Genomic DNA, 13417 nt, shown 5'->3' with positions numbered 1-13417 from the left:
GCCTGGGGTGACACAAGGCCCCCGTGACCGTCGGCACGGTCGCGGGGGCCTCGCTGGGTCCGTCGGGGATCAGCCCTTGCGGGTGTTGATCTCCTCGGTCAGCGCCGGGACGACGTCGAAGAGGTCGCCGACGACGCCGTAGTCGACCAGCTCGAAGATCGGGGCCTCGGCGTCCTTGTTGATCGCCACGATCGTCTTCGAGGTCTGCATGCCCGCGCGGTGCTGGATCGCGCCGGAGATACCGGAGGCGATGTACAGCTGCGGCGACACGGACTTGCCGGTCTGGCCGACCTGGTTGGTGTGCGGGTACCAGCCCGCGTCCACCGCGGCACGCGAGGCACCGACGGCCGCACCGAGGGAGTCGGCGAGGGCCTCGATGATCGCGAAGTTCTCCGCGCCGTTGACGCCACGGCCACCGGAGACCACGATCGCGGCCTCGGTGAGCTCCGGACGCCCGGTCGACTCACGCGGCGTGCGCGCGGTGACCTTGGTGCCGGTCGCGGCGGCGGAGAAGGTCACGGCGAGGGCCTCGACCGCGCCGGCGGCCGGGGCGGCCTCGACGGCGGCGCTGTTGGGCTTGACCGTGATGACCGGGGTGCCCTTGGCGACACGGGACTTGGTGGTGAAGGACGCGGCGAACACGGACTGGGTCGCGACCGGACCCTCGTCACCGGCCTCCAGGTCGATCGCGTCGGTGATGATGCCGGAGCCGATGCGCAGCGCCAGACGGGCGGCGATCTCCTTGCCCTCGGCGGAGGAGGGGACGAGGACGGCGGCCGGGGAGACGGCCTCGACGGCAGCCTGGAGGGCGTCGACCTTCGGGACGACCAGGTAGTCGGCGTACTCGGACGCGTCGTGGGTGAGGACCTTGACGGCGCCGTGCTCGGCGAGGGCGGCGGCGGTGTCGGCGGCGCCGTTGCCCAGCGCGACCGCGACCGGCTCGCCGACACGGCGGGCCAGGGTCAGCAGCTCCAGGGTGGGCTTGCGGACGGCACCGTCCACGTGGTCGACGTAGACGAGAACTTCAGCCATGGGAATGCTCTCCTGCTAAACGGAAGTTGAGGGGCGGTCAGGCTCAGGAGCCTTAGATGAACTTCTGGCTCGCGAGGAACTCAGCGAGCTGCTTGCCGCCCTCGCCCTCGTCCTTGACGATCGTGCCCGCGGTGCGGGCCGGACGCTCGGAGGCGGTGTCCACGACGGTGTAGGCACCCTCGAGGCCGACCTCCTCGGCGTCGATCTCCAGGTCCGACAGGTCCCAGGACTCCACCGGCTTCTTCTTGGCGGCCATGATGCCCTTGAAGGACGGGTAACGCGCCTCGCCCGACTGGTCGGTGACCGACACGACGGCCGGAAGCGACGCCTCGAGCTGCTCGGTGGCACTGTCGCCGTCGCGGCGGCCCTTGACCGTGCCGTCCTCGACGGAGACCTCGGACAGCAGGGTGACCTGCGGGACGCCCAGGCGCTCGGCGAGCAGGGCCGGGACGACACCCATGGTGCCGTCGGTGGAGGCCATGCCGGAGATCACCAGGTCGTAGCCGGCCTTCTCGACGGCCTTGGCCAGCACCAGCGAGGTGCCCAGGGCGTCGGTGCCGTGCAGGTCGTCGTCCTCGACGTGGATCGCCTTGTCGGCACCCATGGACAGGGCCTTGCGCAGCGCGTCCTTGGCGTCCTCGGGGCCCACCGTCAGAACGGTGATCTCCACGTCGTCGTCGGAGTTCTCGGAGATCTGCAGCGCCTGTTCGACCGCGTACTCGTCGAGCTCGGAGAGCAGACCGTCCACGTCGTCCCGGTCGACGGTCAGGTCATCGGCGAAGTGCCGGTCGCCAGTGGCGTCGGGCACGTACTTCACAGTGACAACGATCCTCAAGCTCACGCCGGCTCTCCTACTGCGTCGACATTTCTCTGCTGCCTACTTGCAGGCAGCATAGGCGCCCCAAGCGGCTGATCCCGTCCGGGGCGACCCGCGCTCCGAGCGAAATATTACTCGTCAGTACACCCAGTTCGTTCCCGCTAAGCAAGCGCTTTGAACTGTGACCTTTGCAACGCAGCGTAATCGGAATTCGACGGCTCCGCAGAACCGTGGAGGGCAGGATCGGTCACAGAGGTCCGGTGACGTCAGTCACGCAGGCCGTTGAACCGGCCCTGGTGGTACACGAGCGGACGCCCGGGACCGCTGGGGTCGCCCAGGACCACCTCGGCCAGCACGATGCGGTGATCACCGGCCGGTACGCGCCCGGCGACCCGGCACACCATCCAGGCCAGCACGTCATCGAGTACGGGGACGCCTTCGGGGCCCTCGCGCCAGGCGGTGGCCGGGCCGAAGCGGTCGGCGCCGCTGCGCGCGAAGGTGGCGGCCAGCTCCTGTTGGTGCTCGCCGAGTATGTGCACGCCGACATGGTCGGTCTCGGATATCGCCGGCCAGCTGGAGGCGCCGGTGCCGATGCCGAAGGAGAGCATCGGGGGCTCGGCGGAGACGGAGGTCAGGGAGGTGGCGGTGAAGCCGACCGGGCCCGTCTCACCGCGAGCCGTGATCACGGCCACTCCTGCGGCATGACGCCGGAAGAGGGAGCGGAGCAGTTCGGGCGAGGCGAGCCGAGGAGTGCCGAGGCCGGAGAGGGCCGTCATGGAGTTGTCCTTCTGCGAGGGGAGGCGTGCGGGTCGGTGGCCGTTCAACGGCCCGGACAGCACGCGCTCGCGGTGCGGGCCAGATCGACATGGGCCCGTCCGAAGAGAAGGAGTTCCTCAGGCATACGGTCAGGCTGACGATAGGTGGTGCACACAGTCAAGTACGTTCCGCGATGTGGGAGATGACTCACCCTCGGCGCCGTCTCGATGTCACACCCCCTCAGACCGCTTCCCCCAGGGCGGCGATCACATCCGCCTTGCGCGGCTGACCGGTGGCCCGCCGCACGATGGTGCCGTCGGCGTCGAGGACCAGCACGGTCGGGGTCTTGAGGATGTCGAGCCGGCGGACGAGGTCCAGGTGGTCCTCGGCGTCGATCTCGACATGGGTGACGCCCGGGACCATGCCGGCCACCTCGTCGAGTACGCGCCGGGTGGCCCGGCAGGGGGCGCAGAAGGCGCTGGAGAACTGCAGGAGGGTGGCGCGCTCGCCCAGTTCCGTGCCCAACTCGGCCGCGCCGAGCCGCTTTCCGTCGTCGCGCCCGCGCACCCTTACTCTCCCGCTCCGCCGCCGATGCAGCACTCCGAAGGCGCTCGCCGCCGCGAGCACCACCACGCACACCACAAGTCCGGTCATCACCCTGCTCAAGCGTTCACGAGACTGCAAAGATTCCCGACTCCCCGGAAGCCCTTCCCATGCGGAATGCTTGATTCATGGACATCGATGTGAGGGGGCCGCGCTTCGGGGCGGCTCTGACGACCGTGGTGCTGGCGGTCGTTCTGGTCACCGGCAGTGCCTGGCTCTTGGCCTGGCAGACCCTGGCGTTCGCGCTGGGCGCGGCGGGCGGGGTGGGCCGTTCGCCGTACGGCTGGCTGTTCCGGAGGGTCATCTGGCCGCGGATCGGACCGCCGACCGAGTTCGAGGCGCCGGAGCCGCCGCGGTTCGCGCAGGCGGTCGGGCTGGTCTTCGCGGGCCTCGGCTTGGTCGGCTACGCGTTCGGGGTGGACTGGCTGGGGCTCGCCGCCACGGGGGCGGCTCTCGCGGCCGCTTTCCTGAACGCCGTATTCGGCTATTGCCTGGGCTGTGAGATGTACCTGCTCGTGCGGCGGGTGGTGGCGCCCGCCGAGTAAAGACAGGCCCAAAGCCCGAGGTGGATCACGGGGTGGACGTGACGAGGATCTCGCCGTTCCCAGGCACTTGGGCTTGGCCCTCGGGCGTTCTTGGGGCACGATCTGCGACAAGCCGTAAACCTACGGCTGCGTAACTTTCCCCACCGGGAGCCTCTGCGAGCCTCCTTCCCGGGCAGAGAAGGAAGGGTCCACCCCGTCCATGGCAGAGCTTGTCTACCGCCCCGTCGTCGGTTTCGCCCAGGCGTTGTTCAAGGTGTGGGACCTCAAGATCGACTGCAAGGGGTCGGAGAACATTCCGCGCTCGGGCGGCGCCGTGCTGGTGAGCAACCACATCAGCTATCTGGACTTCGTCTTCGACGGCCTCGCTGCCCTCCCGCAGAAGCGTCTGGTGCGCTTCATGGCGAAGGAGTCGGTGTTCCGGCACAAGATCTCCGGTCCGCTGATGCGCGGCATGAAGCACATCCCCGTGGACCGCAAGCAGGGTGAGGCGGCGTACGCCCACGCCCTGGACTCGCTGCGGTCCGGCGAGATCGTCGGGGTCTTCCCGGAGGCCACGATCTCGCAGTCGTTCACGCTGAAGAGCTTCAAGTCGGGCGCCGCCCGGCTGGCCCAGGAGGCAGGCGTTCCGCTGATCCCGATGGCCGTATGGGGCACCCAGCGACTGTGGACCAAGGGCCACCCGCGCAACTTCAAGCGCAGCCACACCCCGATCACCATCCGGGTCGGCGAGGCGATCGAGGCCTCCAAGGACAAGTACGCGGGCGCGATCACCCGGCAGCTGCGCGAGCGCGTCCAGGAACTGCTGGAGGCCGCCCAGCGCGCCTACCCCGTGCGCCCCAAGGACGCGGGCGACACCTGGTGGATGCCGGCCCACCTCGGCGGCACGGCGCCGACACCGGAGCAGGTGCGCGAGGCCGAGGCCCGCTGAGGCCGGTGCCGGCGGGGGTCAGTCGAAGTAGTGACCTTCTTCAAGGTCGGCCAACAATCCCTGCTGCGTGGGCCGCCAGCCCGTCAGCTCGCGGGTCAGCGCACTGGACGCCGGGCCGTCCGCCGTGATGAAGGCGCCGAGCCAGCCGTAGTGCTCCGCCGCCGCCTCGCGGGGTATCGAGGTCACCGGAAGGTCCAGACGGCGTCCGATGACCTCGGCGATGTCACGTACCGCCACCCCTTCCTCATGGATGCCGTGCAGTCTGCTGCCCGCGGGCGCCGCTTCCAGGGCCAGCCGGTAGAGCCGGGCGGCGTCGAGGCGGTGCACCGCGGGCCAGCGGTTGGAGCCGTCGCCCGGGTGGGCCGAGACGCCCTTCTCGCGGGCGATCTCGATCAGCCGCGGTACGAAGCCGTGGTCGCCCTCACCGTGCACGGACGGCGGTAGCCGCACCACCGAGGCACGGACACCCCGCTCGACGAAGGCGAGGGCGGCCTGCTCCGACCTGCGGGGCACCGTATGGTTCTGCGCGACGTCCTGCTCGGTGGCAGTACGGCCCGGCGCTAGGGTCAGCGTGCCGGAGGTCACGACGAACGGCCGGCCGCTGCCCGCCAGCGCCTCACCCATCGCCGTGATGGCACGCCGGTCGGTCTCCGCGGCGGCCGGGAAGTCCGAGAAGTCGTGGATGAACGCGAGATGGGCGACGCCGTCCGCCGCGGCCGCGGCCTCCCGCAGACCGTCGAGGTCGTCGAGGTCGCCCCGGTGCACCTCGGCCCCGGCCTCCTTCAGTGCCGTTGCCGCACGGTCCGAGCGGGCGAGGCCCAGCACCTGGTGCCCGGCCACCAGCAATTCGCGGACGACGGCGGAACCGATGAACCCGGTCGCGCCGGTGACGAAGAAACGCAAAGTGGACCACTCCTTGGTGGGGGAAGCTGGCCGGTCCCGGACGATTCCGGGCCGGTGGCTCCACCCTGCGAGCAGGAGGCCCTCGGGGTCCAAGACCCATTTCGCAGTGGGCGATGCGTTTCAGGCATCACCCCAGTCCAGAAGGGCGCCACGAGGCGTACGTTGGAGGAATGCCCCAGTCGACGCAGCCCTCGTCGGACCTCGATCTGCGCCTCGTGCGGTACTTCACGGCCGTCGCCGAGCACAGTCACTTCGGCCGTGCCGCCGAGGAGTTGCGCGTGGCCCAGCCCTCACTGAGCCGGCAGATCCGTCGCCTCGAACAGCAACTTGGTGCCCGGCTGCTCGACCGCACCCCGCGCGGCACCCGGCTCACCGAGGCCGGGGAGGTGTTCCTGCCTCGCGCCCGGTCGCTGCTGCGGTCGGCGGCCCAGGCGGCGGCACACACCCGGGCCGCGGCCCGGCCCAGCAGTTGCACGGTCGGCTATACGACGAACCTCATCGTGACCCCTGCCGTACGCGCCCTGCGCCGCCGCCGTCCCGAGGCCGAGGTGCACGCGCTCCATCTGCCCTGGGACGAGGCGCGTACGGCCCTGCTCGACCGGCGGGTCGACGCGGTGGTGACCCGGCTGCCGCTGGCGAGCGAGGGCCTGGAGGTGACCGTCCTCTACGAGGAGCCGCGGGTGCTGCTGGTGCCGCTGGACCACCGTCTGGCGGGCAAGGAGTCGGTGACTCTGGACGACATCGCCGACGAGCCCACACCCCAGGTGCGGGACAACCCGGTGTGGAACGCCTTTTGGCGCATCGATCCACGGCCCGACGGGCGTCCGGCTCCGGACGGGCCGCTGGTGGAGGCCATCGAGGACAAGTTCGAGCTGATCGCCGAGGGGCGGGCCGTGGCGATCGTCCCGGCCACCCGGCGACTGCACACGATCCGCCCCGACCTCACCACGATCCCCCTCGAAGGCGTCGACCCGAGTCATGTGGTCCTGGCGACGCGCGCCGGAGACCGCGGCCGGCTGGTGGCGGACTTCCGCGAGTGCGCCCGGGACACGCTCGGGCGCCCGAGGGTCACTTCGCCGGAGGCCGCACCGTGATCCGCGCTCCGGGGCTGAACTTCGCGAGCAGTTCGGCGAGTTCGGCCGCGGCGGTCTCGACCTCGGCGACCGGCATCGGTGCCATGCTCTCCAGCAGGAAGACGCCGGAGGTGGTCTCCTCGGTGAGCCGGGTCCGCGGCCCCTGGCGCCAGTTCCAGCGGCGGCAGGTCACGCCCGCGTCGTCGCGCCACACGACCTCGCCGGAATCGGGGTGCTCGACGGCCTCCTCACCTCCGGCGACGGTGACGAAGTCCTCGTCCCCCACGGCCCGTACGAGCCGCATCCCGCCCTGGATGCGGTCGGTGTCCTCGCCGCCGACGGGGATCAGATGGGCCACGCTGATGACGTTGTAGAGGTCTACGAGGAGGTTGATGCGGGGCAGCCCCGCGTCCGACAGCGCCCGCTTGGCCAGCGCCTCCGCGGAGTTGCGGGTGCGCGAGGGCTTGGAGCCGAACGCCGTGTACGCCGCACGCCAGGCCGCCATGTGCGGGTCCTCGTGCGGAGCCCGCCCGTCCAGGCGTACGGCGAGACGCCGGGCCGCGTCGTCCAGGAGGGCCGAACTCTCCTCCGTGCTGGGCCCGTTGACCAGGCCGTGCGCCTCGATGGCGACGTGGGTGAAGCCGGGTGCGAGGGCGCGCACCTCGTCGGACACGGTCAGGGAGAGAGTCATCGCCTTGCCTCAGAGTGCGGTGGGGAGGGTCTTCCAGAGGTAGGGCCGGTCGGGGGCGGCCCGGAGGACACTCAGTACGGTCGGATGCGGTTCAGCGTACAGGACCGGATAGTCCAGCTCATTGGACTCCGGGTCCGGAGTGAAGGCCAGCCGCTCGCCTTCGAGGGAGAACTGGGCGTCCACGCCCGGCTTGTTGCCCCGCGGGTCCTGCCGGTGCCAGCCGCCGTTGAACCGCACGGCGATCAGGCCGTGCACCACGTCGAACCTCTGGTAGCAGAGCGCGGTGGGGATGTCCTCGGCCCGCAGCAGGGCGGCCAGCGCGTGTGCCTTGGCGTAGCAGATGCCCGTGCCCTGCTCCAGGACATCGGAGGCGCGCCAGGTGACCCGCGGGTCACCGGAATCCTGGGAGTGCGGAATGGTGTCGCGTACGAACTCGAAGGCAAGCCGCGCATAGACATACGAGTCCGCTGCCTGTTTGGCCAGTCGCGTCGCCGTCTCACGGACCAGTGGGTGGCCATGGTCGATGACGTCGTCGGCGGCCAAATATGCGGACAGATCAGGGGTGTTCTGGATCAGCTCCATGCCCGCAGAGCATAGAAACGCGACCACCCGAGCGTCAATGACTTTTCGAGTGACCGCATATCTATGCAGAGCCGCGCGCTAGCGCGCCATCTCCTCCTTCAGCGCCGCCACGAACGCGTCCACGTCGTCCTCGGTCGTGTCGAACGAGCACATCCAGCGGACGACACCCTCCGCCTCGTCCCAGAAGTAGAACCGGAACCTCTTCTGCAGCCGCTCGCTCACGTCGTGCGGGAGCTTGGCGAAGACGCCGTTGGCCTGCACCGGGTAGAGGATCTCCACGCCGTGCACGGCACGCACGCCCTCCGCGAGGCGCTGGGCCATCTCGTTGGCGTGCCGGGCGTTGCGCAGCCACAGGTCCTTGGCGAGCAGGGCCTCCAACTGCACCGACACGAAGCGCATCTTGGAGGCGAGCTGCATGGACAGCTTGCGCAGATGCTTCATATGACTGACGGCGTCCTGGTTGAGGACGACGACGGCCTCACCGAACAGGGCCCCGTTCTTGGTGCCGCCGAGGGAGAGGATGTCGACGCCGACCGCGTCGGTGAACGTCCGCATCGGGACGTTCAGGGAGGCGGCCGCGTTGGCTATGCGGGAGCCGTCCAGATGGACCTTCATGCCATGTGCGTGGGCGTGGTCGCAGATCGCGCGAATCTCGTCCGGGGTGTAGAGGGTGCCGAGCTCCGTGCTCTGGGTGATCGAGACGACCTGCGGCATCGCGCGGTGCTCGTCGTCCCAGCCGTACGCCTGCCGGTCGATCAGCTCGGGGGTGAGCTTGCCGTCGGGGGTGGGCACGGTGAGCAGCTTGAGGCCGCCCATGCGCTCCGGGGCGCCGCCCTCGTCGACATGGATGTGCGCGCTCTCGGCGCAGATCACCGCGCCCCAGCGGTCGGTGACTGCCTGGAGCGCGACGACGTTGGCGCCGGTGCCGTTGAAGACCGGGAAGGCCTCCGCCGTGGCCCCGAAGTGGCTGCGGATGATCCGCTGGAGGTTCTCGGTGTAGTCGTCCTCGCCGTACGCCACCTGGTGCCCGCCGTTGGCCAGGGCGAGGGCGGCGAGCACCTCCGGGTGGGCGCCGGCGTAGTTGTCACTGGCGAAGCCGCGGACGTCCGGGTCGTGGTGGCGACGGGCGTCGGTCTTCGGAGGGTTCACGGCTTCTCGGTCAGCCACAGGCGGTTTCCGTTCACTTCGGCGGCGGACTTGTCCCAGACGCCGACGACGGCCTCGGCGAGGTCCTTGACGTCCGTGAAGCCCGCGAACTTCGCGTTGGGGCGGTCGGCGCGCATCGCGTCGTGCACCAGCGCCTTCACCACCAGGATGGCAGCCGCGGACGTCAGCTCCTCGGCGCCCCCGGCCTTGCGGAAGGCGTCGGCGAGCGCGAGCGTCCATGCCTCGGCGGCGGCCTTGGCGGCGGCGTACGAGGCGTTGCCGGCACTCGGGTTCGAGGCGCCGGCGGCGCTGATCAGCAGGTACCGGCCCCGGTCGCTACGCTGGAGCGGCTCGAAGAAGGCGAGCGAGGTGTGCTGCACGGTGCGGATGAGCAGCAGCTCCAGGAAGTCCCAGTCGTCGAGGCTGGTCTTGATGAAGGTCTCGCTGCCGCGCCAGCCGCCGACGAGATGGACCAGGCCGTCGACACGGCCGAACTCCTTCTCGGTGCGCAGCGCCCAGTCACGGGTGGAATCCAGGTCGAGCAGGTCGACCGTCTCGCCGGTGACCGCCGCGCCGCCGGACGCGTAGCGCGCGGCGTCCACGGCCTCCGCCAGCCGCTCCGGGTCGTTGTCCGCGCCGACCACGGTCGCGCCCGCCTCGGCGAGCCGCCGCAGTGCCGCCCGGCCCGCGGGTCCGCCCGCGCCGGCCACCGCGATCACCGCACCGCTGAGAGCTCCGTTCCCCGCCATGTTCTTCGCCTCCTGCTGAGCTGTGTTCTCGGTGCCGCTGTCGCTCACGCGGCGACTCGCTCGGCGCTCTCCGCCGTGATGCCCTTGGTCGAGGCGATCACGTTCTTCAGCTTCTTGGAGAGGGCCTCATAGAACATGCTCAGCGGAAACTCGTCCGGAAGCACGTCATCGACGAGCTTGCGCGGCGGCTGAGTCAGATCCAGGGCGTCCGGGCCCTTGGCCCAGCGGGACCCCGGGTGCGGGGCGAGATAGGTGGAGACGAGTTCGTAGCCGGCGAACCAGTGCACCAGCTTCGGGCGGTCGATGCCGTCGCGGTAGAGCTGCTCGATGTCGGCGCAGAGCTGGTTGGTGACCTGCGGGGCGCGGTCCCAGTCGATGAACAGCTTGTTGTCGGTCCAGCGGACGACGTCGTGCTTGTGCAGGTAGGCGAAGAGCAGCTGGCCGCCGAGGCCGTCGTAGTTGCGCACGCGCTCGCCGGTGACCGGGAAGCGGAACATCCGGTCGAAGAGGACCGCGTACTGCACGTCACGGGCCTGCGGGACGCCGTCGGCCTGGAGCTTCACGGCCTCCTTGAAGGCGGTGAGGTCACAGCGCAGCTCCTCCAGGCCGTACATCCAGAACGGCTGGCGCTGCTTGATCATGAACGGGTCGAACGGCAGGTCACCATGGCTGTGGGTGCGGTCGTGGACCATGTCCCACAGCACGAACGCCTCTTCGCAGCGCTTCTGGTCGTGGACCATCGCGGCGATGTCCTCGGGCAGCTCCAGGCCCAGGATGTCGACGGCGGCGTCGGTGACCGCGCGGAAGCGGGCGGCCTCGCGGTCGCAGAAGATGCCGCCCCAGCTGAAGCGCTCGGGCGCCTGGCGCACGGCGATCGTCTCGGGGAAGAGCACGGCGGAGTTGGTGTCGTAGCCGGCCGTGAAGTCCTCGAACTTGATGCCGCAGAACAGCGGGTTGTCGTAGCGGGTGCGCTCCAGTTCGGCCAGCCAGTCCGGCCAGACCATGCGCAGGACGACCGCTTCGAGGTTGCGGTCGGGGTTGCCGTTCTGCGTGTACATCGCGAAGACGACCAGGTGCTGGAGGCCGTCCGCGCGGCTCGCGGCGGGCTGGAAGGCCAGCAGCGAGTCGAGGAAGTCCGGCACCTCGAAGCCGCCCTCGGCCCAGCGGTTCAGGTCCTTCACGAGGGCCGCGTGGTAGGCGGCGTCGTGCGGCAGCAGCGGGGACAGCTCACCCACGGCCTCGACGACACGCCGTACGGCGGCCTCGGCGTCGGTCCGCGCGGGGGCGCCCTCGGCCTCGAAGTCGATCGACCCGTCCTCGGACTGCCATGGCCGGATCAGCTCCACGGCATCCTTGAGCACGGGCCATGCAGGGTGCTCGACCACCCTGGTCACGGGAGGAACCCGCTCCTCCGTCGCCGCCTGCACAAGAATTTCCGTCATGTCCCATCCTCCACGGGAGAACCTCGCGTAAGGACACCGTATGCATACGAGGTTTCTCCCAGCAAGAGGAGACCCGGGAAATTATCCTGCGCGACCCCTAGGTCACCGAACTTTTTCCCGTTGGATGCCGCGACGGCGATTAGAGCCGCGTTCAGTGGGCACACGCATGACCCACCCTCGAATTCCGGTCAATGCCCAGGGGACTCGCCCACGCCAGGGTGACCGCCTTCGGGGGCGCGAGGCAGGCGCGGCAGGTCCACGACCGCAAACCCTGTGTACACGTGGGGTTCATCACGCGCACAGGCCACTAGGCTGCGGCACTGCCGCGCGAACGTTCCGCTCCGGTTCGCGCGGGTGCCGAGCCGCCGTCGACGGAAGCGAGTTGAACCTTGAACTTCCTTACCATCGGTCATCGCGGAGTCATGGGTGTCGAACCCGAGAACACCCTCCGTTCCTTCGTCGCCGCCCAGCAGGCCGGCCTCGATGTCATCGAACTGGACCTCCACCTCAGCAAGGACGGCGCCCTCGTCGTCATGCACGACACCGACGTGGACCGCACGACCGACGGAACCGGCCCGATCGCCGACAAGACCCTCGCCGAGCTGCGCGCCCTGGACGCGGGCCGCGGCGAGCGCGTACCGGTCTTCGAGGAGGTCCTGGACGCCGTGCGGTCACCGCTCCAGGCCGAGATCAAGGACGTCGCGGCGGCCCGGGCGCTGGCCGAGGTGATGAACGGCCGGGATCTGGCGCCCCGGGTCGAGGTGTCCTCGTTCCACGACGAGGCCGTCGCCGAGATCGCCCGCCTGGTGCCCGGGGTGCGCACCGCGCTGATCGCCAGCCGCTACGGCACCGACATCGTGGACCGCGCGGTCGAGGCCGGCGCGTCGACGGTGTGCCTCAACATCCGCCGGCTCACCCTGGAGGTCGTGGAGCGCGCCCGCAAGGCGGACCTCAGGATCATCGGCTGGGTGGTGAACACCCAGGACCATCTGCGGCTCGTACGGGCCCTGGGACTGGACGGCGCGACCACGGACTACCCGGAGATCAAACGCACCGGCCGCTTCACCGCATGAACGTCACACCAGCGGCTTGACCAGCAGCTCGAACTGAAGGTCGTCCCGCTGCGGGATGCCGAAGCGCTCGTCGCCGTACGGGAACGGGGTCATCCGGCCCGTACGGCGATAGCCGCGCCGCTCGTACCAGGCGATCAGGTCGTTCCGTACGGAGATCACGGTCATGTGCATCTCGGTCACACCCCAGGTCTCGCGGGCCTGGCGCTCGGCCTCGGCGATGATGACCTTGCCGAGGCCGGCGCCCTGGAGGGCGGGGCTCACCGCGAACATCCCGAAGTAGGCGTACTCACCGCGGTGTTCGAGCTGGCAGCAGGCGACGACCCGCCCCTCCCGCTCGACGGTGAGCAGCCGGCTGTCGGACGACTTGATGACCTCCAGCACGCCCTCCGGATCGGTCCGCTGCCCTTCGAGGATGTCCGCCTCGGTGGTCCACCCGGTCCGGCTGGAGTCCCCGCGATAGGCGGACTCGATCAGCGCGACCAGCGCGTCCACATCGGCGTCGGTGGCGTCGCGGAAGGTCAGTGCGGCGGCGGAGTCGGTCGCGGCGGTGTCCATGGTGCTGTTCTCCCCCTGGGTCGGGCGCGGCTTGGGCACCGCTGAGCGTAACGCGCCCCTAGGCTCGCGCCGTATGGTGCACGTACTCAGCGGCCGGACCCTGATCCGCCCCACCGATCCGGAACGGTCCCGTGTCTTCTACGGCGAGCAGCTGGGCCTCGCCGTCTACCGCGAGTTCGGGACGGGGCCCGAGCGCGGGACCGTCTACTTCCTCGGCGGCGGCTTCCTGGAGGTCTCGGGGCGTTCCGAGACGCCGCCGTCTTCGGCGGTGCGGCTGTGGATGCAGGTCGAGGATGTGGCCGCCGCGCACGAGGAGCTGGTGGCGAAGGGGGTCGGGATCGTGCGGGCGCCGGTGCGGGAGCCCTGGGGGCTGATCGAGATGTGGGTCGCCGATCCGGATGGGACGCGGATCGTGCTGGTGGAGGTGCCGGGGGATCATCCGCTGCGGTATCGGCCCGGGATCTAGGTGTATTGATCACGAGCGTTGTTAACGCTGGGCGGGCTTGATCATGGCGAAGGCCT

The 13417-nt window shown here is 69.9% G+C and carries 16 protein-coding genes; 5 read left to right on the top strand and 11 right to left on the bottom strand.

From position 1 onward, the window contains the following. Window positions 1-69: 69 nt before the first annotated feature. The 4 genes from IE325_RS21880 to IE325_RS21865 all read right to left on the bottom strand — a co-directional run bounded on the left by IE325_RS21880 (window position 70) and on the right by IE325_RS21865 (window position 3259). Window positions 70-1032, bottom strand: coding sequence for an electron transfer flavoprotein subunit alpha/FixB family protein (locus tag IE325_RS21880; RefSeq protein WP_190071691.1), 963 nt, complete (start codon window positions 1030-1032; stop codon window positions 70-72). A 52-nt stretch (window positions 1033-1084) separates the two neighbouring features. Then, window positions 1085-1873, bottom strand: coding sequence for an electron transfer flavoprotein subunit beta/FixA family protein (locus IE325_RS21875; RefSeq protein ID WP_190071690.1), 789 nt, complete (start codon window positions 1871-1873; stop codon window positions 1085-1087). A gap of 242 nt (window positions 1874-2115) precedes the next feature. Next, complete coding sequence (locus IE325_RS21870; protein WP_190071689.1) at window positions 2116-2625, bottom strand: flavin reductase family protein; 510 nt, start codon at window positions 2623-2625, stop codon at window positions 2116-2118. A gap of 220 nt (window positions 2626-2845) precedes the next feature. Continuing rightward, window positions 2846-3259 (bottom strand): TlpA family protein disulfide reductase, encoded by a 414-nt coding sequence (locus IE325_RS21865; protein ID WP_190071688.1) that lies wholly within the window; start codon window positions 3257-3259, stop codon window positions 2846-2848. Window positions 3260-3336: 77 nt separating this feature from the next. Here IE325_RS21865 and IE325_RS21860 point away from each other — a divergent pair, with 77 nt between their 5' ends. Both IE325_RS21860 and IE325_RS21855 read left to right on the top strand, forming a co-directional pair. Beyond that, window positions 3337-3753 carry a DUF4395 domain-containing protein gene (locus IE325_RS21860; RefSeq protein ID WP_190071687.1) on the top strand — a complete coding sequence of 139 codons (417 nt, stop codon included), beginning with the start codon at window positions 3337-3339 and terminating at the stop codon, window positions 3751-3753. A gap of 199 nt (window positions 3754-3952) precedes the next feature. Beyond that, the gene (locus tag IE325_RS21855) at window positions 3953-4681 is read left to right on the top strand and encodes a lysophospholipid acyltransferase family protein (RefSeq protein ID WP_190071686.1); all 729 of its coding nucleotides are present in this window, start codon (window positions 3953-3955) and stop codon (window positions 4679-4681) included. 18 nt (window positions 4682-4699) lie between these two features. Here the strand turns inward: IE325_RS21855 and IE325_RS21850 are convergent, their stop codons facing one another. Then, window positions 4700-5584 (bottom strand): SDR family oxidoreductase, encoded by an 885-nt coding sequence (locus IE325_RS21850; protein WP_190071685.1) that lies wholly within the window; start codon window positions 5582-5584, stop codon window positions 4700-4702. A gap of 170 nt (window positions 5585-5754) precedes the next feature. Here IE325_RS21850 and IE325_RS21845 point away from each other — a divergent pair, with 170 nt between their 5' ends. Further along, window positions 5755-6678, top strand: coding sequence for a LysR family transcriptional regulator (locus IE325_RS21845; RefSeq protein ID WP_190071684.1), 924 nt, complete (start codon window positions 5755-5757; stop codon window positions 6676-6678). Here IE325_RS21845 and IE325_RS21840 read toward each other — a convergent pair. From IE325_RS21840 to IE325_RS21820, 5 genes are all read right to left on the bottom strand, one after another. Next, a complete protein-coding gene (locus IE325_RS21840) occupies window positions 6653-7348 on the bottom strand; it encodes a B3/B4 domain-containing protein (RefSeq protein ID WP_190071683.1) in 696 nt (231 codons plus the stop codon). The genes IE325_RS21845 and IE325_RS21840 overlap by 26 nt on opposite strands. A 9-nt stretch (window positions 7349-7357) precedes the next feature. Then, window positions 7358-7930 (bottom strand): transglutaminase domain-containing protein, encoded by a 573-nt coding sequence (locus IE325_RS21835; RefSeq protein ID WP_190071682.1) that lies wholly within the window; start codon window positions 7928-7930, stop codon window positions 7358-7360. Window positions 7931-8008: 78 nt separating this feature from the next. After that, window positions 8009-9079, bottom strand: coding sequence for a threonine aldolase family protein (locus IE325_RS21830; RefSeq protein ID WP_190071681.1), 1071 nt, complete (start codon window positions 9077-9079; stop codon window positions 8009-8011). Then, window positions 9076-9825: an SDR family oxidoreductase gene (locus IE325_RS21825; RefSeq protein ID WP_190071983.1), complete on the bottom strand. Its 750-nt coding sequence runs from the start codon at window positions 9823-9825 to the stop codon at window positions 9076-9078. The genes IE325_RS21830 and IE325_RS21825 overlap by 4 nt, the downstream gene beginning before the upstream one ends. Window positions 9826-9869: 44 nt before the next feature. Continuing rightward, window positions 9870-11267, bottom strand: a complete 1398-nt coding sequence (locus IE325_RS21820) for a DUF6421 family protein (RefSeq protein WP_190071680.1) — start codon at window positions 11265-11267, stop codon at window positions 9870-9872. A 389-nt stretch (window positions 11268-11656) separates the two neighbouring features. On the opposite strand from IE325_RS21820, the gene IE325_RS21815 reads away from it, so the two are divergent. Continuing rightward, window positions 11657-12340 (top strand): glycerophosphodiester phosphodiesterase, encoded by a 684-nt coding sequence (locus IE325_RS21815; protein WP_190071679.1) that lies wholly within the window; start codon window positions 11657-11659, stop codon window positions 12338-12340. Window positions 12341-12343: 3 nt separating this feature from the next. On the opposite strand, the gene IE325_RS21810 is transcribed toward IE325_RS21815, so the two are convergent. After that, a complete protein-coding gene (locus tag IE325_RS21810) occupies window positions 12344-12895 on the bottom strand; it encodes a GNAT family N-acetyltransferase (protein ID WP_190071982.1) in 552 nt (183 codons plus the stop codon). Window positions 12896-12968: 73 nt separating this feature from the next. Here IE325_RS21810 and IE325_RS21805 point away from each other — a divergent pair, with 73 nt between their 5' ends. Then, entirely contained in the window at window positions 12969-13361 is a 393-nt protein-coding gene (locus tag IE325_RS21805; RefSeq protein ID WP_190071678.1) for a VOC family protein, read from the top strand. Window positions 13362-13417 lie beyond the last annotated feature (56 nt).

This window comes from Streptomyces lanatus (assembly GCF_014655715.1).
GTDB classification, from domain to species: domain Bacteria; phylum Actinomycetota; class Actinomycetes; order Streptomycetales; family Streptomycetaceae; genus Streptomyces; species Streptomyces lanatus.
This window is presented reverse-complemented; position numbering and strand designations above follow the sequence as displayed.